21 protein-coding genes are annotated in these 17,203 nt (G+C 66.3%); all 21 read left to right on the top strand.

Features of this window, described 5'->3' with window-relative positions; translation table 11 throughout:
• Positions 1-22 precede the first annotated feature (22 nt).
• The 21 genes from N879_RS09880 to N879_RS09780 all read left to right on the top strand — a co-directional run bounded on the left by N879_RS09880 (position 23) and on the right by N879_RS09780 (position 17,199).
• Positions 23-229 (top strand): hypothetical protein, encoded by a 207-nt coding sequence (locus tag N879_RS09880; RefSeq protein ID WP_009459683.1) that lies wholly within the window; start codon positions 23-25, stop codon positions 227-229.
• Between the two features lie 147 nt (positions 230-376).
• Complete coding sequence (pilL2, locus tag N879_RS09875; RefSeq protein ID WP_009459682.1) at positions 377-976, top strand: PFGI-1 class ICE element type IV pilus protein PilL2; 600 nt, start codon at positions 377-379, stop codon at positions 974-976.
• Positions 973-1,614: a hypothetical protein gene (locus tag N879_RS09870; RefSeq protein WP_009459681.1), complete on the top strand. Its 642-nt coding sequence runs from the start codon at positions 973-975 to the stop codon at positions 1,612-1,614. The genes pilL2 and N879_RS09870 overlap by 4 nt, the downstream gene beginning before the upstream one ends.
• A gap of 14 nt (positions 1,615-1,628) precedes the next feature.
• Complete coding sequence (locus N879_RS09865) at positions 1,629-2,354, top strand: TIGR03759 family integrating conjugative element protein (RefSeq protein ID WP_009459680.1); 726 nt, start codon at positions 1,629-1,631, stop codon at positions 2,352-2,354.
• Entirely contained in the window at positions 2,336-2,941 is a 606-nt protein-coding gene (locus N879_RS09860) for a transglycosylase SLT domain-containing protein (RefSeq protein ID WP_009459679.1), read from the top strand. Before N879_RS09865 ends, N879_RS09860 begins: the two co-directional genes overlap by 19 nt.
• Entirely contained in the window at positions 2,938-3,477 is a 540-nt protein-coding gene (locus N879_RS09855) for an integrating conjugative element protein (protein ID WP_009459678.1), read from the top strand. Before N879_RS09860 ends, N879_RS09855 begins: the two co-directional genes overlap by 4 nt.
• A gap of 4 nt (positions 3,478-3,481) precedes the next feature.
• Positions 3,482-5,671 carry a type IV conjugative transfer system coupling protein TraD gene (gene traD / locus N879_RS09850; protein WP_009459677.1) on the top strand — a complete coding sequence of 730 codons (2,190 nt, stop codon included), beginning with the start codon at positions 3,482-3,484 and terminating at the stop codon, positions 5,669-5,671.
• A complete protein-coding gene (locus tag N879_RS09845) occupies positions 5,668-6,417 on the top strand; it encodes a TIGR03747 family integrating conjugative element membrane protein (protein ID WP_009459676.1) in 750 nt (249 codons plus the stop codon). Before traD ends, N879_RS09845 begins: the two co-directional genes overlap by 4 nt.
• A 98-nt stretch (positions 6,418-6,515) precedes the next feature.
• Positions 6,516-6,899, top strand: a complete 384-nt coding sequence (locus N879_RS09840) for an integrative conjugative element protein, RAQPRD family (RefSeq protein ID WP_009459674.1) — start codon at positions 6,516-6,518, stop codon at positions 6,897-6,899.
• Positions 6,896-7,129: a TIGR03758 family integrating conjugative element protein gene (locus N879_RS09835; protein ID WP_009459672.1), complete on the top strand. Its 234-nt coding sequence runs from the start codon at positions 6,896-6,898 to the stop codon at positions 7,127-7,129. Before N879_RS09840 ends, N879_RS09835 begins: the two co-directional genes overlap by 4 nt.
• 16 nt (positions 7,130-7,145) lie before the next feature.
• A complete protein-coding gene (locus tag N879_RS09830; RefSeq protein ID WP_009459670.1) occupies positions 7,146-7,505 on the top strand; it encodes a TIGR03745 family integrating conjugative element membrane protein in 360 nt (119 codons plus the stop codon).
• Positions 7,506-7,516: 11 nt separating this feature from the next.
• A complete protein-coding gene (locus tag N879_RS09825; protein ID WP_009459668.1) occupies positions 7,517-7,915 on the top strand; it encodes a TIGR03750 family conjugal transfer protein in 399 nt (132 codons plus the stop codon).
• The gene (locus tag N879_RS09820; protein WP_009459666.1) at positions 7,912-8,601 is read left to right on the top strand and encodes a PFL_4703 family integrating conjugative element protein; all 690 of its coding nucleotides are present in this window, start codon (positions 7,912-7,914) and stop codon (positions 8,599-8,601) included. Before N879_RS09825 ends, N879_RS09820 begins: the two co-directional genes overlap by 4 nt.
• Positions 8,598-9,503, top strand: a complete 906-nt coding sequence (locus tag N879_RS09815; RefSeq protein WP_009459665.1) for a TIGR03749 family integrating conjugative element protein — start codon at positions 8,598-8,600, stop codon at positions 9,501-9,503. The genes N879_RS09820 and N879_RS09815 overlap by 4 nt, the downstream gene beginning before the upstream one ends.
• The gene (locus N879_RS09810) at positions 9,493-10,911 is read left to right on the top strand and encodes a TIGR03752 family integrating conjugative element protein (RefSeq protein WP_009459664.1); all 1,419 of its coding nucleotides are present in this window, start codon (positions 9,493-9,495) and stop codon (positions 10,909-10,911) included. The genes N879_RS09815 and N879_RS09810 overlap by 11 nt, the downstream gene beginning before the upstream one ends.
• Complete coding sequence (locus tag N879_RS09805; protein WP_009459662.1) at positions 10,892-11,332, top strand: TIGR03751 family conjugal transfer lipoprotein; 441 nt, start codon at positions 10,892-10,894, stop codon at positions 11,330-11,332. Before N879_RS09810 ends, N879_RS09805 begins: the two co-directional genes overlap by 20 nt.
• Entirely contained in the window at positions 11,332-14,199 is a 2,868-nt protein-coding gene (locus N879_RS09800; RefSeq protein ID WP_019726341.1) for a conjugative transfer ATPase, read from the top strand. The genes N879_RS09805 and N879_RS09800 overlap by 1 nt, the downstream gene beginning before the upstream one ends.
• A 13-nt stretch (positions 14,200-14,212) precedes the next feature.
• Complete coding sequence (locus N879_RS09795) at positions 14,213-14,977, top strand: DsbA family protein (RefSeq protein ID WP_009459652.1); 765 nt, start codon at positions 14,213-14,215, stop codon at positions 14,975-14,977.
• A 175-nt stretch (positions 14,978-15,152) separates the two neighbouring features.
• Positions 15,153-15,647 carry a RadC family protein gene (radC, locus tag N879_RS09790; protein ID WP_009459650.1) on the top strand — a complete coding sequence of 165 codons (495 nt, stop codon included), beginning with the start codon at positions 15,153-15,155 and terminating at the stop codon, positions 15,645-15,647.
• Between the two features lie 161 nt (positions 15,648-15,808).
• Positions 15,809-16,255 (top strand): TIGR03757 family integrating conjugative element protein, encoded by a 447-nt coding sequence (locus tag N879_RS09785; RefSeq protein ID WP_009459649.1) that lies wholly within the window; start codon positions 15,809-15,811, stop codon positions 16,253-16,255.
• Positions 16,252-17,199, top strand: coding sequence for a TIGR03756 family integrating conjugative element protein (locus N879_RS09780; protein ID WP_019726343.1), 948 nt, complete (start codon positions 16,252-16,254; stop codon positions 17,197-17,199). Before N879_RS09785 ends, N879_RS09780 begins: the two co-directional genes overlap by 4 nt.
• The last annotated feature ends 4 nt before the right edge of the window (positions 17,200-17,203 follow it).

Genomic DNA, 17,203 nt, shown 5'->3' with positions numbered 1-17,203 from the left:
TTTTCATCCCAAGGAGATTTCCATGAATACCAACACCCAACCGTCCGAAGCCATCGACACCCAACGGAAGCTGGAAGCCGAGATTGCGGATTTCCTGCGGCAGCGCATCGAAGATGGGAACCTCGATGCGGAGGACATCCCTGTGCGCCTGGCACGCTATGGTCTGATGGCCCCCGAGGCGTTCCTCGCCGAAATGCGTGAGCGCATGGGCATCGACGACGAGAAATAAGAGACCCATTTTCACAGGCCCCAACTTGGGGCCTTTCTTTGGTGAAGGCGCTGCCGGCAAATCGGGCGCTGTCTGGTTCGCATTGTTTGCTGCCGCTCGTAGCCCGAGCGGCGATGGTGAGGGCTCGATGTTTCAGGACGCCGAGCTATGTGCCCCTCTCCACCCTGGTTTCACCATCCCGAACGCCGCCTGCTGGCGGGATTTTTCGGCCTGCTTTGGTCGGTGCTGGCCGGTGGCTGCGCGACGACGACTGCGCCGGTCGCGCCCGACACCATCGAGGAAGTCTCGGCCGCGCCCGAACCCGAAGCGCCCGAGTACATCCCGGTCGTGCGCTACGCCCGCTACACGCTGGTCGAACTGGCCCCTACAGCGGCGCAGCGCGACCTGCTGTTGCAGACCATCGACGTGTCGATGCCCGAGGATGCCCGCGCCACGGTCGGCGATGGGCTGCGGCATGTGCTCAAGCGCAGCGGCTACAGCCTGTGCCAAACGGCGCATGCCGTGATCGAGCTGTATGAGCTGCCGCTCCCGGCGGCGCACCTGCATCTCGGTCCCATGACCTTGCGCGATGCGCTGCTCACCCTGGCTGGTCCGGCCTGGGAACTGCACGCGGATGACCGCGCACGACAGATTTGCTTCGAGCGGCCCGGCGACAGCGTGGCCGCCGAACCCATGCCCGAACCGACCGCCGCCGATGCGGTGCAGACCTTCCCGCTGATGCCTTCCACTCCAGGAGGCCAGCCGTGAACGCTCCGCAATCTTCGCGTCGCCCGACCGCCGCCGTGGTGGTGCAAAGCATGCTCTGGCTCTGGCTGCTCGGTCTAAGCGTCATCGTGGCCCTCGGCTACCAGGCGATGAGCGACCAGGCCGACCAGGAACGGCTCGATTCCCGTCTGCAACGCCTCGAAGCGCAGGCGGTGGCCCTGGCCGAGGCCATCGAGACCATCCAGCAGCGTCCGGCCGTCGCAACGGCGGCGGACCTCAAAGACACCCGCCAAATCCTGGAAGCACGCGCTTCCCAGGTTGAGAAAACACTGAGCGGCTACGCAGCCGCCGACGACCTTCAGGCGCTGCGCGCGGAGATCGAGCAGATCAAGACGCGCCAGACCGCCGCGCGTGCAGCAGCCCCCGTCCAGCCGCGCACATCGAGCAAGCCCGCCGCCAAGTCTGAACCGCCGCCATTGCCGTTCCGCATCGTCGGCGCCGAACTGCGCGCCGGCCAGCGCAGCGTGTCCGTCGCGCCGAGCAGTGGGGACTTCACGCCCGACCAGCTTCAGGTGCTGCTGCCCGGTGATGCGGTCGGCCCATGGCGCTTGCAGGCAATCGATGGCAGCGCCGCGGTGTTCCAAGCCGGCGACCAGACCCGTCGCGTGGCGATTCCCTGATCGGAGCACACCACATGAAGCCGTCGATCATCCTTTCCGCACTCCTACTGGCTTCAGTCCAGTGGCCCGCGTGGGCGCAGCAGTCAGCCACGGCTCCCGCTCGCAATGCGCAGAGCCAGGAGCGCCCGCTGGCCGCCCGCGTCCTGGACGACCGAGTAGCAAGCAACTGGGGCCTCCAACCCCAGGAATGGGTGCGTTACCGCGAGCTGATGGATGGGCCGCTGGGAATCTACTCGCCCAACCTGGACCCGCTGTCTGCCCTAGGCATCGAGGCACGGACCGACGAAGAACGGCGGCGCTATGCAGAGCTGCAGGTGCAAATCGAAGCACGCCGCGTCGAGAAGTTGCTCGCCTACCAACGCGCCTACGACGAAGCCTGGCAGCGCCTGAACCCCGGCATGCAGCGCGTGAACCTGCCCGACGACGGGCCGGGCGCCGGCACCGCGCGCGGCAGCGGCCGAATGGCGGTGTTCGTCAAGGACGGCTGCGCGGCCTGTGGGCAGCTCGTGCAGCGCCTGCAATCCTCGGGTGCCGAGTTCGACCTGTATATGGTGGGCAGCCGCCAGGACGATGCACGCATCCGCGACTGGGCCAAGCGCGCGCAGATCGACCCGGCGCGCGTGCGCAGCGGCAGCATTACCCTCAACCACGACGGCGGCCGCTGGCTGTCGCTGGGCCTGCCCGGTGACTTGCCCGCGGCTGTGCGCGAGGTGAACGGCCAATGGCAGCGTCAGCCGTAGCGGCCACCTCCGTCTCGCAGCTCCTGCGCGCACTGGTGCTTGCTACCGGCCTGTGCGCCTGCGCCGTCCATGCCCAGGAGGTTCCACCACCGGCCTACCAACTCGCCGCACAGCGGGCGGGCATCCCCTCGACCGTGCTCTTCGCCGTGGCCTTGCAGGAGAGCGGTGTTCGGCGCAACGGGCGCATCGTCCCGTGGCCGTGGTCCCTCAATGTCGCCGGCCAGTCGCGCCGCTTCGCCACGCGCGCCGACGCCTGCTCGGGCTTGCAACAGGCAATGCGCGCCACGCCCCACACGCGCATCGATGCAGGCCTGGGCCAGATCAACCTCGGTTACCACAAGCACCGCTTCACCAGCGCGTGCGACCTGCTGGACCCCTATCGCAACCTCGCCATCGCCGCTGAGATCCTGAAGGAGCAGCACACGTCCGGCGAAGACTGGCTGTTGGCGATCGGCCGCTACCACCGTCCTGCGGGCGGCGAGCCCGCCGCCCGCTACCGGCGCAGCGTGTCGCGCCATCTCGCGCGTGTGCAGGGCGCACGCCCAAACGCCGCGGTGCTCGCCACGCGCCAGGAGACTTCCCCATGACGAAATCCCATCTGGCCCTGCGGGGCCTGCTTGTGCTGCTGGCGGGTCTGCCGCTGGCATCGCGTGCCGGCGATCCGCTGATCGTGGTCGAAGATCGCGGTGGCACGTCGGCGCTGCCGTACTACGAGGCCCTCAACCTCCAGCCGCGCGCCGATGTCCCGGCCCGGCCGCCCATTCCGACGCCACAGGTTCCCGCCACACCCGCGGACGAGGCAGCGATGCTGCCGGTGCGCAGCACCAAACTCACGCCTGGCACCGTCGCTCGGCGCGTGATCGAAGCGCCCGGCCTGCGGCCGTTCGTGGTCATCGGCGACGACGACGCCTCCCGGGCCTGGTTGCAGCGCCGCGGCGTTGCTTTGCGCGAACGCGGCGCGGTCGGCCTAGTGGTCAATGTCGAGACCGCGCAGGGCCTGGCAGGGCTGCGTGCCCTGGTGCCGGGCGTGCCGCTCGCGCCCGTAGCCGGAGACGACCTGGCCGATCGCCTAGGCCTGCGGCATTACCCGGCGCTGATCACGGCCACCGGCATCGAGCAATGAAGCCATGTCGGGGAAACAGCCGGTCGAGGTTCTGCTACGCCCAGCGGTGGAGCTATACACCGTCGCAGCGTGTGCAGGCGCCGCGTTTCTGTCCCTGGTGGCCCCGTGGTCGCTCGCGCTGAGTCCGGCCATGGGCGTCGGCAGCGCCCTGGCGTTCGGCGCCTACGGCGCGATCCGCTACCGCGACGCTCGCGTCATCCTGCGTTATAGGCGCAACATCCGCCGCCTGCCGCGTTACGTGATGACGAGCAAGGATGTGCCCGTCAGCCAGCAGCGGCTTTTCATCGGGCGCGGATTCCTGTGGGAGCAGAAGCACACCCATAGGCTCATGCAGACATACCGGCCGGAGTTTCGCCGCTACGCGGAGCCGACACCGGCCTATCGCCTGGCGCGTCGGCTGGAGGAACGGCTGGAGTTTGCGCCGTTCCCGCTGTCCCGGCTCTCCGCTCTCACGGGCTGGGACGTTCCGTTCAACCCTGTGCGCCCGCTGCCACCTGTAGGTGGCCTGCCGCGGCTGCATGGCATCGAACCCGACGAGGTGGACGTCAGCCTGCCGCTGGGTGAGCGCGTCGGACATTCGCTGGTGCTGGGCACGACGCGCGTGGGCAAGACGCGGCTGGCCGAGCTGTTTGTGACTCAGGACATCCGTCGCAAGAACGCTGCCGGCGAGCACGAGGTCGTGATCGTTATCGATCCCAAGGGCGACGCGGATCTCCTGAAGCGGATGTACGTCGAAGCCCAGCGCGCAGGCCGTGAAGGCGAGTTCTACATCTTCCACCTCGGTTGGCCGGAAATCAGCGCCCGCTACAACGCGGTAGGACGCTTCGGTCGCATCTCGGAAGTCGCCACCCGTATCGCAGGGCAACTCTCCGGTGAAGGCAACAGCGCGGCCTTCCGGGAGTTCGCGTGGCGCTTCGTCAACATCATTGCCCGCGCTTTGGTGGAACTGGGGCAGCGCCCGGACTACATGCTGATCCAGCGGCACGTCATCAACATCGACGCACTGTTTATCGAGTACGCCCAGCACTACTTCGCCAAGACCGAGCCCAAGGCCTGGGAGGTGATCGTCCAGATCGAGGCCAAGCTCAACGAGAAGAACATCCCGCGCAACATGATCGGGCGCGAGAAGCGCGTGGTCGCGCTGGAGCAGTACCTTTCCCAGGCGCGCAACTACGACCCGGTGCTCGACGGCTTGCGCTCGGCAGTTCGGTACGACAAGACCTACTTCGACAAGATCGTCGCATCGTTGCTGCCGCTGCTGGAAAAGCTCACCAGCGGCAAGATCGCCCAGCTCCTGGCCCCGAATTACTCCGACCTGACCGACCCGCGCCCGATCTTCGATTGGATGCAAGTCATCAGGAAGCGCGCCATCGTCTATGTGGGACTGGACGCGCTGTCCGACGCCGAGGTTGCCGCAGCGGTCGGCAACTCCATGTTCTCCGACCTGGTTTCGGTCGCGGGCCATATCTACAAGCACGGGATCGACGATGGCCTGCCGGGCGCATCCGCTGGCACGCGCGTGCCGATCAATGTCCATGCGGACGAATTCAATGAACTCATGGGTGACGAATTCGTGCCCCTGATCAACAAGGGCGGCGGTGCCGGGCTACAGGTCACGGCGTACACACAGACCCTCTCGGATATCGAGGCCCGCATCGGCAACCGCGCGAAAGCTGGCCAGGTGATCGGCAACTTCAACAACCTGTTCATGCTGCGCGTGCGCGAGACGGCCACCGCCGAACTGCTGACGCGGCAGTTGCCGAAGGTCGAGGTCTATACCACCACCATCGTCTCCGGGGCGACCGATAGCTCGGACATCCGTGGCGCGACGGATTTCACGTCGAACACCCAGGACCGCATCAGCATGTCCAGCGTGCCGATGATCGAGCCATCGCACGTAGTCGGCCTGCCAAAAGGCCAGTGCTTCGCGCTGCTGCAAGGCGGCCAGCTTTGGAAGGTTCGCATGCCGCTGCCGACACCAGACCCGGATGAAGTGATGCCGGCGGATCTGCAGCAACTGGCCGGATACATGCGCCAGAGCTACAGCGAGGCCACGCAGTGGTGGGATTTCACCAGCTCCCCTGCCTTGCAGGATGCGGCCTTGCCCGATGACCTGCTGGACGATGCTGCTCCAGCCGAGCCTGCTGCGGTGGCCACCGACACCGACCACAGTACCGACGAGGCCGCGCCATGAAGGACGCCGCCTCGACCGCGCAGCGGGAGCAGAACCAGCGCCAGGGTCTGATCGTCGGCACCATCACCTTGCCATTTCGCCTGCTCGGGGTATTGATTGGCTCGCTGCTGTTCTCGATCGTGGTGGAGTGCGTCGGCATGCACCTGTTCTGGAAGGATCAGGGCTGGCGCCATTCCCAGCAGATGTTGCAGTACGAGCTTGGGCACCTGTCCAGCCACTTCACGCGCAGCGTGGTCGTGCAGGAGCCAGGGCGCACGGCGCACGAGTTGGTGGATACAGGCTACGAATGGGTGTTCGTTCGCTCGGGGCTGCTGGCGCGCATGAGCCAGACCGCCGAGCGCGTCCGCGCGCCCAGCCACGAGCAGGCGCGCAACTTCCGCTACTACATCAGCCAAGTCTATGTCTGGGCCGAGAGCTACCTCATCGCCGCAGCCTTCACGACGCTGACCTTCCTAGTGCGCCTGCTGGTCCTGGTGCTCACGCTGCCACTGATCTTCACGGCCGCCTTCGTCGGTCTGATTGACGGTCTGGTGCGACGCGACGTGCGCAGGTTCGGCGCGGGCCGCGAATCCGGGTTCATCTACCACCGTGCAAAAGCCAGCCTCATGCCGCTGGCCGTGCTGCCGTGGATCACGTACCTGGCGCTGCCGATCTCGGTGCATCCATTGCTGATCCTGTTGCCGAGCGCCGCCTTGCTGGGACTGGCCGTGAGCCTGACTGCGGGCAGCTTCAAGAAGTACCTCTAGCAGATCAATCCGGTCATCTGCAGGTTCCTATTGTTTGCGGCCTGAAACAGCCCCGATCTCCACGATCTAGCCATTGCTGATCACACAGGAATGGCGCGATGTTGGCTCCGATCTGGCTGCGCGCCGCGCATCGCGGCGTGCCCACTTTTCTCGTGACGGCCCTTGTACTGGGTCAGTCCTCGATGGCGTTGGCCGAGTCCCCGGCGCAGCGTCAGGAGTTGGTCGCAGCGCTGCGCCAGCTCGACGCGCTGGAGCGCACCGTCGCCGACAGCGCTACGCATGCCCCCATCCAGCCGGGCGAGCGCTACCACTTCGATTACCCGAGGCTGCTGGCTGACCTGGCGCGCGTGCGCGCCGGCATCCAGGCCCATCTCACACCGTCGCGCGCCCAGCCGCGCGACGCCTCCGAACTGATCGGCGACTACCGCACGGAGCGGGTCGTCCCGCCATCACCGCCGACGACCACGGAGGGCAAGCCATGAACGGCGCCCAGGTCTCGGCATTTCAAGCCAACAGCGGCATCGCGCCTTCAGCGATGGCGACCGTCCTGGTCGGCGTCGTGTTCGCGGTCCTGCTCGTCTGGGGCGTCTGGGCCATGCGAACGGCCTACGTGGGGTGGTCCGAAAGCCGCCTCAACCAGCGCCAGTTCCTCGGCGTCTGCATCCGATTCGTCGCGATGTACCTCGTCCTGACTTTCTTCCTCCTCTCCTGACCTGAAAGGCATGACCATGCAAAACTGCATCCTCACTTCCCGTCTTGCCCAGCGCGCCACCGTGGCCCTGGGCACCGCAGCGCTGCCCGCCCTGTCGTTCGCGCAGGGTCTGCCGCAGTTGGAGAACCCGACCCGCGGCACAGGCAACGGCATCATGGAAACGATCCGCAACTACGGCTACGACATCATCATGCTCGTGGCTCTGCTGGTGGTGGCGTCCATGTTCATCGGCGTGTGCTACCACGCCTACGGGACCTACGCGGAAATCCACACAGGCCGCAAGACGTGGGGCCAGTTCGGCCTCACGGTCGCCATCGGCGCCGTCTTGCTCGTGATCGGCATCTGGCTGCTCACCGAAGCCACCGGCATCCTGTAAGCGAGGCCGGTATGTCCGAGCAGCAGCACGTCCGTGCGGACGGGACGGTCACGTTCCTTCCGCACCGGCTCAATCGACATCCCGTTGTGGTGCGCGGTCTCACCGCCGACGAGTTGTGGATCTGCTGCGGCCTGTCCGGCGCCGCCGGTCTGCTGGTCGGCGCACCGCTGTCGTGGGTGTTCCGCACGATCGCGCTAGCACCCACGTTCGTCGTCCTGGGCGTGGCCTTCGGCGTGTTCATCGGCGGCGGCATTCTTCGCCGCCTCAAGCGCGGGCGTCCCGACACCTGGCTGTATCGGCAACTGCAATGGCGCATTGCCACACGCCATCCGCTGATGGCGGGCTGGGTAGGCGGCCATGTGCTGATCTCGCGCTCCGGCTTCTGGACCACCCGAAGGAGCGCACGATGAGCCGCTTCAAGAACGAGATCACCCACCTGCAGGCGCACATCAAGACGCTTCGCCTGGGTGCTGGCGCCCTGATCATCGTCGCCCTGGTCATGGGTGGCGGCTGGTGGAGCGCTCCCCGCGATCTGACCATCCACGTTCCGCCTGACCTGCGCTCCGGCAGTACCAGGAAGTGGTGGGAAGTGCCGCCCGAATCGGTCTATGCGTTCACGTTCTACGTGTTCCAGACGCTCAACCGCTGGCCGACGAATGGCGAAGAGGACTACGCGCGCAACCTCCACACGCTCTCGCCGTACCTCACCCCATCCTGCCAGGCCTTCCTGCGCGCGGACTACGACTACCGCCGCAGCACGGGCGAGTTGCGCCAGCGCGTGCGCGGCATCTACGAAATCCCCGGCCGCGGCTACGGCGACGACCCCACGGCCCGCGTGCGCGTGGTTTCCGACCGCGACTGGGTAGTGACGCTGGACATCACCGCCGACGAGTACTACGGCGCCGAGCAAGTCAAGCGCGCTCTGGTGCGCTATCCCGTGAAGGTCACGCGGGTGGACGTCGATCCTGCCCGCAACCCGTTCGGCCTGGCGCTCGACTGCTATGAGGGCGCGCCCCAGCGCATCAGCACGCCGGAGCCGACGCGCCCGGCGTCTGGTGGCCTGTCTCCGCAAGCGCCCCAAGGAGAAACCCCATGAAGCATCCTGTACTCACGCTGCTGGGGCTGTTGGCCGTGGCCGCGGCTCCTGCTGTCCAGGCGGTGGAGATCCTGCGCTGGGAACGTATGCCGTTGGCGGTGCCGCTGAAGGTCGGCCAGGAGCGTATCGTGTTCATCGACCGCAACGTCCGCGTGGGCGTACCCTCGGGCGTCGGCGAGCGCCTACGGGTGCAGAGCGCGGGCGGCGCGGTGTACCTGCGCGCCAGCGAGCCGATCGAGCCCACGCGGCTGCAATTGCAGGACGCCGACACGGGCGCGCTGATCCTGCTGGACATTGCGGCGGAGCCAGCCAAGGACGGCGAAGCCGAGCTGGAACCAGTGCGCATCGTCGAGGGCAACAGCACCCCGGCGCGCTATGGCGATCAGCCCGGCGATGACAACGAAGCTCCGGCGCGCGCCCAGGACCAGGCAGGTGCGCGGGCGGCGCGACGCGAGACCCCGGTGCCGGTTGTCCTGACGCGCTTCGCCGCGCAGAACCTCTACGCTCCGCTGCGCACTGTGGAGCCGTTGCCCGGCGTCATGCGGGTGAACCTGCGTCGTGACCTCGACCTCGGCACGCTGATGCCGACGCTGCCCGTGCGCGCGGTCGCGCTCGCGTCGTGGCGTCTGGAAGACCAGTGGGTCACTGCCGTGCGACTGACCAACAACAGCAGCGGCTGGATCACTCTCGATCCGCGCATCCTGCAAGGCGATTTCCTCACCGCCACCTTCCAACACGAGGCACTTGGCCCGCGTGGCACGCCCGAGGACACGACCGTCCTGTACCTGGTGACGCGCGGGCGCGGCCTGGCGCAATCGCTGCTACCGGCGATCAACCGCTTCGACCCGGCCGTGCATCTCCCGCAACCGGAAGACCGCAAGGAGGCCCGCCATGCGCAGTAATGGACTCCTGAAGTGGCTGATGGTCCCGGTTGCCTTGCTGGTGCTGTTCGTTGCCATCCGGCTGTTCTCGGGTGGCAGCAGTTCGGCGCCACCGGCCGCGGATGCCGGTGCCAAGCTCACGCCAGCGGAAATGAAGGCGTTGGGCATCGAGGGCGATACCCCGCGCGACACCGTGGCGACGCTCGTTGCCCAAGTGAAGCAGTTGCGCACCGAGCTTCAGACCGCGCTCTCGGACAACAAATCCCAGCGCGAAGAAAACCAGCGACTGCGCCAGCGCGAGAACTCCATTGATCAGCGCATCAATTCGGCCCTCGACTCCGAGCGTACCAACCTGCGTCGCGACCAAGAGCAGGCAGCCAGCGCGCGCCAGCAGACCGAAGGGTTGCTTGCCGACCTGCAGCGGCGTCTGGACAGTATCGGCGGACGTGGCGGCGGCCATGCCGACCTGCCGGTGGGTCTGGGGCTGCGCGACGGCGACGAGGCCGGCATGGAAGGCGGCGTGCGATGGGTCGAACCCGACGATGCGAGGAAGGCCGAGGGGCGGAACAGCAGTCGTGGCACGGGTAGCGGCATGAGCTTCCCGACGAGCTTCGGCCCCGCGCAGAGCACGTTGGAAACCACGGCGGAAACCGTGGCGAACGCGGGCGCACGCGCAGCAGGCGTCAAGAGCGCCAAGGCGGTCTATACCGTACCGACCAATTCGACGCTGATGGGGTCGGTGGCGATGACGGCGCTGATCGGCCGCGTGCCGATCGACGGAACCGTTAACGATCCATACCCCTTCAAGGTGTTGGTCGGACCGGACAACCTGACCGCCAATGGCATCGACATTCCCGACGTGGCCGGTGCCGTGTTCAGCGGCACCGCATCGGGAGATTGGACGCTCTCGTGCGTGCGCGGCCAGGTGCGCAGCATCACCTTCGTCTTCCACGACGGCACGATCCGCACCATCCCCGAAGACCGCGACGGCAACCAGCAGAACAACCAGCAGCGAGACGGCCTGGGCTGGATCAGCGACCCATACGGCATTCCCTGCGTCAGCGGGGAGCGGCGCAGCAACGCCCAGCAGTACCTCGGCTCGCAAGCCCTGATTACCGCCGCCGGTGCCGGCGTCGCTTCGCTGATCGACAGCGACAGCGGCCAGATGTCCTACGTCGGCGCCGACGGCTCCATCGGGAGCGTCGGCATCTCGGGCAATGAAGCCGTGGGCCGCATCCTGGCCGGTGGCGTGCGCGACATGGCCGACTGGGTGAACAAGCTATACGGCCAGGCCTTCGCCGCCGTCTATGTCCAGCCCGGCGCGAAGGTCGCCGTCCACCTCGAAAAGCCGCTTGCCATCGACTTCGATCCCGAAGGCCGCAAGGTCGATCACCGCGCAGGAGAAAGCCATGCTCTCGAACTTGAATAAGGGCCTGGCGCTGGCCCTCGCCGTCGCGGTGCTCGGCGGCTGTGCCACCAGCAAGGAAAAGCTGCTCCCGCACGGCGACAGCACGATGATGGACATCTGGCAGCAGAACGCCGGCGACGGCAGCGGTGGCGCCGGCCAGGTGGCGCGCAGGCAATTGCTCGATGCACGCCAGAGCCTGCGCCGGCCGCTGACCGAGGCCGACGTGGAGGCCGCGCCCGCCGAACAGATGCGCTACACGCGCACGGCGCGAAACGAGGTCTATCGCCAGTTCCACCGCCTCCCGAACCCCGATCTTGTCATGTATGTGTACCCGCACCTGGCGGGTACCGACCCCGTGCCTGTTCCGGGCTACACGACAGTCTTCCCCCTGTACCAGCGCGTGCAGTACGCCATGCCGGGCGAGCGCGTGGAGGACTACTGATGCGCTGGAAACTCCCTTGGCCGAAGCTGGCTGCATCCGATGGTGGCAATGACGAGCAGCCGGACGGCTGGCAGCGCCACGTCGAGGCGTTGCGCCAAGCCGGCATCGCCGAACCCGGAGCGACGATCCAGGGCCGCAAGCCGGCGACCGTGGCGGACGAGCAGGCGCTGTACGACGTCGCGCAGTCGTTCGCGGAGCTGCTGCCGTGGGTGGAGTTCCTGCCGCCGTCGAAGTCCATGCTGCTGGAGGACGGGCAATCGGTCGCAGCCTTCTACGAGCTGGTCCCGCTGGGCACCGAAGGTCGGGAGCCTGGCTGGCTCGCGCATGCCCGCGATGCGCTCGAAAACGCGCTCCAGGATTCGTTCGATGAGCTGGACGAGAACCCCTGGGTGCTCCAGCTCTACGCCCAGGACGAACCCAGCTTCGACCAGTACATGCAGACCCTGCGCAACTACGTGCAGCCGCGCGCTCGCGGCACAGCCTTCACCGAGTTCTATCTTCGCTTCTTCGGCCACCACCTGCGCGCGGTGGCCAAGCCCGGCGGCCTGTTCGAGGACACGGTGGTCACGCGGTTGCGCTGGCGCGGCCAGACGCGGCGCGTGCGCATGGTGGTCTATCGCCGGGCCACCGGCCAGGCGAACCGCCGTGGCCAGACACCCGAGCAAATGCTGAACATCGTCTGCGATCGCCTTTGCGGCGGCCTGGCGAACGCCGGCATCCAGGCCCGGCGCATGGTCGCGGCCGATGTTCACGACTGGTTGCTGCGGTGGTTCAACCCACGCCCAACGATGCTCGGGCCAAGCGCTGAGAATCGAGAGCGCTTCTATGCGCTGGCCCGCTATCCCGACGAGGTGGAGGAAGGCGAGATCGAGCTGGCGAGTGGTCGGGATTTCAGCCAACGGCTGTTCTTCGGTCAGCCTCGCTCCGATGCCGGGCACGGTACCTGGTACTTCGACGGCATGCCGCACCGTGTGCTGGTCACCGACCGACTACGCATGCCGCCCGGTACGGGACACCTGACTGGCGAAACCCGCAAGGGCGATGCGATCAACACGCTTTTCGATCAGATGCCCGAAGACACCACGATGTGTCTGACCATGGTGGCGACGCCCCAGGACATCCTCGAATCGCACCTGAATCACCTGGCGAAGAAGGCTGTCGGCGAAACACTGGCATCGGAGCAGACGCTCAAGGATGTGCAGGAGGCGCGCTCGCTCATCGGCAGCGCGCACAAGCTCTACCGCGGCACGCTGGCCTTCTATCTGCGCGGGCGCGACGAAGCCGAGCTTGACAGGCGCGGCCTGGACCTCGCCAACGTGATGCTCAACGCGGGGTTGCAGCCCGTGCGCGAGGACGATGAAGTTGCGCCGCTCAACAGCTACCTGCGCTGGCTACCGTGCTGCTACAACCCTGCGCAGGATCGGCGGAACTGGTTCACCCAACTGATGTTCGCCCAGCATGTGGCGAATCTCTCGCCGGCGTGGGGACGCAGCCAGGGTACGGGCCATCCGGGCAACACGTTCTTCAACCGCGGTGGCGGGCCGATCACGTTTGATCCGCTGAACCGCTTGGACAGGCAGATGAACGCCCATCTGTTCCTATTCGGCCCCACCGGCTCGGGCAAGAGCGCAACGCTCAACAACCTCTTGAATCAGGTCACGGCCATCTACCGGCCGCGGCTGTTCATCGTGGAAGCCGGCAACAGCTTCGGCTTGTTCAGCGACTTCGCCAAGCGCCTGGGTCTGACCGTAAACCGGGTCAAGCTGGCTCCTGGCTCAGGCATCAGCCTGGCGCCGTTCGCCGACGCTCGCCGGCTGATCGAAACGCCCAGCAACGTGCAGACGCTTGATGCCGATGCACTGGATGAAGAATTGCCAGCCGATTCCTCGGTCATGGAGGAGGACGAGCAGCGCGACGTGCTGGGTGAACTGGAGATCACGGCACGGCTGATGATCACAGGCGGCGAGGACAAGGAAGAAGCCCGGATGACGCGGGCCGATCGCTCGCTGATCCGCCAGTGCATCCTCGATGCCGCCGAACACTGCGTGGCCGAGAAACGCACGGTGCTCACGCGCGACGTGCGCAACGCGCTGCGCACGCGCGGCCAGGACCCGACGCTGCCCGAGATGCGGCGCGTGCGGCTGCTGGAGATGGCGGACGCGATGGACATGTTCTGCCAAGGCACGGACGGCGAGATGTTCGATCGCGATGGCACGCCGTGGCCCGAGGCCGACATCACGCTGGTGGATCTCGCGACCTATGCCCGGGAGGGCTACAACGCGCAGCTCTCCATCGCCTACATCAGCCTGATCAGCACGGTGAACAACATCGCCGAGCGCGACCAGTACCTGGGCCGTCCGATCATCAATGTGACCGACGAAGGCCACATCATCACGAAGAACCCGCTGCTCGCGCCCTACGTTGTAAAAATTACAAAAATGTGGCGCAAGCTAGGGGCCTGGTTCTGGCTGGCTACACAAAATATCGACGATCTGCCGCGTGCCGCGGAGCCCATGCTCAACATGATTGAGTGGTGGATCTGCCTGTCGATGCCGCCCGATGAGGTCGAGAAGATTGCACGCTTCCGCGAACTCTCGCCCGCGCAGAAAGCGCTGATGCTCTCGGCGCGCAAAGAAGCGGGCAAGTTCACCGAGGGCGTCATCCTTTCCAAGAGCATGGAAGTGCTGTTCCGTGCCGTGCCGCCCAGCCTGTACTTGGCGTTGGCGCAGACCGAACCCGAAGAGAAGGCCGAGCGCTACCAGCTCATGCAGCACTACGGCTGCACCGAACTGGAAGCGGCCTTCAAGGTGGCCGAGAAGATCGACCAGGCGCGCGGCATCGAGTCGCCGGCCTTGGAACTGTCGTAAGACGGAGAACGCCATGGAACAGAAACGTCCTTCCATTCCGATGCAGGTCCAGGCGTTCCGCCGCCGCAACGGGCGGCCCCGCTGGCCCTGGGCATTGGTTGCTGTGCTGGTCGCGCTGCTGCTGATCTGGCTTGTGCCGAGGTCGCCCGGCGAATCCCCGCCGCAGCCGCCCACGCCGGTCAGCATGGCACCGGTGGCCGGGCCGCCCTGGCTAATGGGCAACCCCAAAGGCCGTTTCACGCTGACGCTCTATGCCGACCTGGAGTGCCCGTTCTGCCGGGAATATTTTCCGCAGCTCAAACGGTGGGTGGGCACCAACGCCGACGTGGCGCTGCAATGGCACCACCAGCCGCTAGCCGCGCACGAGCCGGCCGCGTCGGCCGAGGCACGTCTGGCCGAATGCGCAGCCGAAGCTGGCGGGCATGCCGCGTTCTGGCAGGCGGTCGAATGGGTCTATGCCCACACGCGCAGCGACGGCCTGGGCTTGCCGGATGGCTTGCGCTACCCCGAATCGACGCCAGCCATCGAGCAGTGCATGTCAAGCGAAAGGTCCAGTGCCGCTATCCGCGCCCAGGCCGCGGAAGCCACCAAGAGCGGCGTTACCGCCACACCGTCACTGCGTCTGCTTGATCGCGAGACGGGCCAGGCCATCCTGCTGCAGGGACCAATCGAGGGCGACGCCTTGTTGTCTGCCATGGACATGCTGACGGCTGACGGTCCGACCGGCACACCCACATCCGAAATGCCTGCCGACGTCGTCGGCGACATGCCCAGGTAGCCCCGGTCTTCAAGGCTACGGCGCAGTCCGCTGCGCTGACCGCAACCCGTTCGCCTCGCATCCTGGTCGCGAACGATCGCCGCTGCCGCGGTGATGGATGCACCTTGTTCGTTCCCTAGGAGGGCTGGCCCTCCTAGGGCGCGCGCCCTCCGATCTCACCGTCTGGAGGTTCGCCATGTCTTTTGTCGTCAACGACTCCTGCCCGGAGTCGCTTTCCGTCACCGCTGCCCAACACGAGGACTGGATCATCCAGCAAGCCATCGTGCTGCTGGAGAGGCGGGTTTTCAAAGCTGGACCGTGCCTCAGCCGACCGGCCGCTGTGCGGGACTATCTGCGCGTGAAACTGGTCGCTGAACCCAACGAGATATTCGCCGCTGTGTTCCTGGACAGCATGCACCAGGTGCTGGCCTACGAGCCATTGTTCAGGGGCACGATCAACTCGACTTCTGTTTATCCACGTGTCGTCGTACAGCGTGTGCTGGAGTTGAACGCCGCCGCGGTGGTCTTCGCGCACCAGCACCCCTCGGGCATCTCCGAGCCGTCGAGCGCGGATCGTGTGCTGACCCAGCAACTGCAGGCCGCGCTGGCGCTCATCGATGTACGGGTACTGGATCACATCATCGTAGGCCAAGGTTCCCCGTTCTCCTTTGCGGAGTCAGGCCTGCTGTAACGGTCGCATTGCTTCATTGATCCCCGCGGAGGCTTCGGCCTCCGTTTTTTTATGGCGCGGGACAAGCAGGTATGCGGGCAGCCCGCGATGCGCATTGTTTGTTGGGGTGGCATCGGGTTCGCGTTTGACTATGGCCCTGATCAACTTTCGGGGCACGCGACATGCCGGCATCCTTTTCCACGTTCGCGTCGGGCTGGCGAACCCTTGGTCTCGTCGTGGCGCTGCCGGCGTCCCTGGCCGTGTTCAGCCCCGTCGCCTTCGCAGCCGACGTACTGGTCGTCACCGACAGCCACCACCCGGTCAAGACCATGGGCGGCGAGCGGCTGATCGAGCTGGACGAAGCCCGCCGGATTGAAGCGGAGCTTTCTGCGGAACTGCCCGCCGCCCCCGAACAGGCGGCGGCCACCGTCAAGCGTCGGCTGAGCCAAGGCGGCGCCGACCTACAGCGCCGCATCGCTTCCGCATACCAGGGCGTCACCGACGCATGGAGCCTGGGCATCACCAGCATCCCGGCTGTCGTGGTGGATCAGCGCTACGTGGTCTATGGCGAGCCGGATGTGGCCCGCGCTGTCGCGCGCATCGAGCAGCGTCGGAGGACCCAGCCATGACGCGACCATTCGACCTGATGCGCCGCATGCGGGCCGGCGTGGCTTCCTTGCTGCTGCTCAGCGCCACGGGTAGCTACGCCTTGAACACCACCGCCATCGTTGCCTCGGTGGCCTCGCCCGATTGCTTGGAGTACCGGGTGGTAGGTATCTGCTACTGGCTCTACTGCACCTGGGGAGGATGCACGGTGCGCACCTCTGTCAAGGTGCGCCACTACATCCCCGATGCGGTCGTCTCCAGCTACAGCAACACGGGCGAGAACCCGTGGGTCGAAGTCCGGGCGATGAGTACGGCCAATCCGTCCGCCCAAGCGGGGGGCGATGGAACGACGAACGAGGATCACGAAAACAATCTTGCGAAATTCAAGAACGCCGACGTGATCGGCCATCCCGGCGTCGAGGTGTTCAACCAGTTTGTTTCGTCCTCGGGCTACTTCTGCGAGGGCGCAGGAACGGCATTCATGCCGTATCTGCTCAGCACCTTGGACACGCTTGCCTGGCGCTACAACGTGCCCGAGATGGCCTACCCGGAGGCATTGATTCCCGGCATGCGCGAGGTCGGCGCACGCACCACGATGAACCTTTGGGGCAACGTGTATCCCCGCGGCGGCTTCCTGCACCAGACCGACGACCACAAATCGGGGGCCGTGGTGGCCCAGCGTGCGGGAGATATCGTCACTCGCCGGGGGCAGTTGCACGTGTACCAGCCGCTGCTTGCCAACGCCCGCGATGGCTACTGGCCCGCCGGCGCGCTGATGGAGGGTGATGCCTCGACTGGCAAGTGGCAGGAACTCACGCCCGTCCTGTCCTCGTCTTGCACGGTTTTCCCACGCACCGGCTTCCTGACCCAGGCCCAGCAAGGCGACTACGCCTGGGCACTGTGGCGGCCGTATGCCTGCTGCGAACGCCGTGGACAGGTGTTCCTTGGAAGCGTTGATTTCCTTTGAGGTG

It is taken from the genome of Alcaligenes sp. EGD-AK7, assembly GCF_000465875.3.
GTDB classification, from domain to species: domain Bacteria; phylum Pseudomonadota; class Gammaproteobacteria; order Burkholderiales; family Burkholderiaceae_B; genus Alcaligenes; species Alcaligenes phenolicus.
Note: the sequence above shows the minus strand (reverse complement) of the source record. Positions and strands in the feature narration are given on the sequence as shown.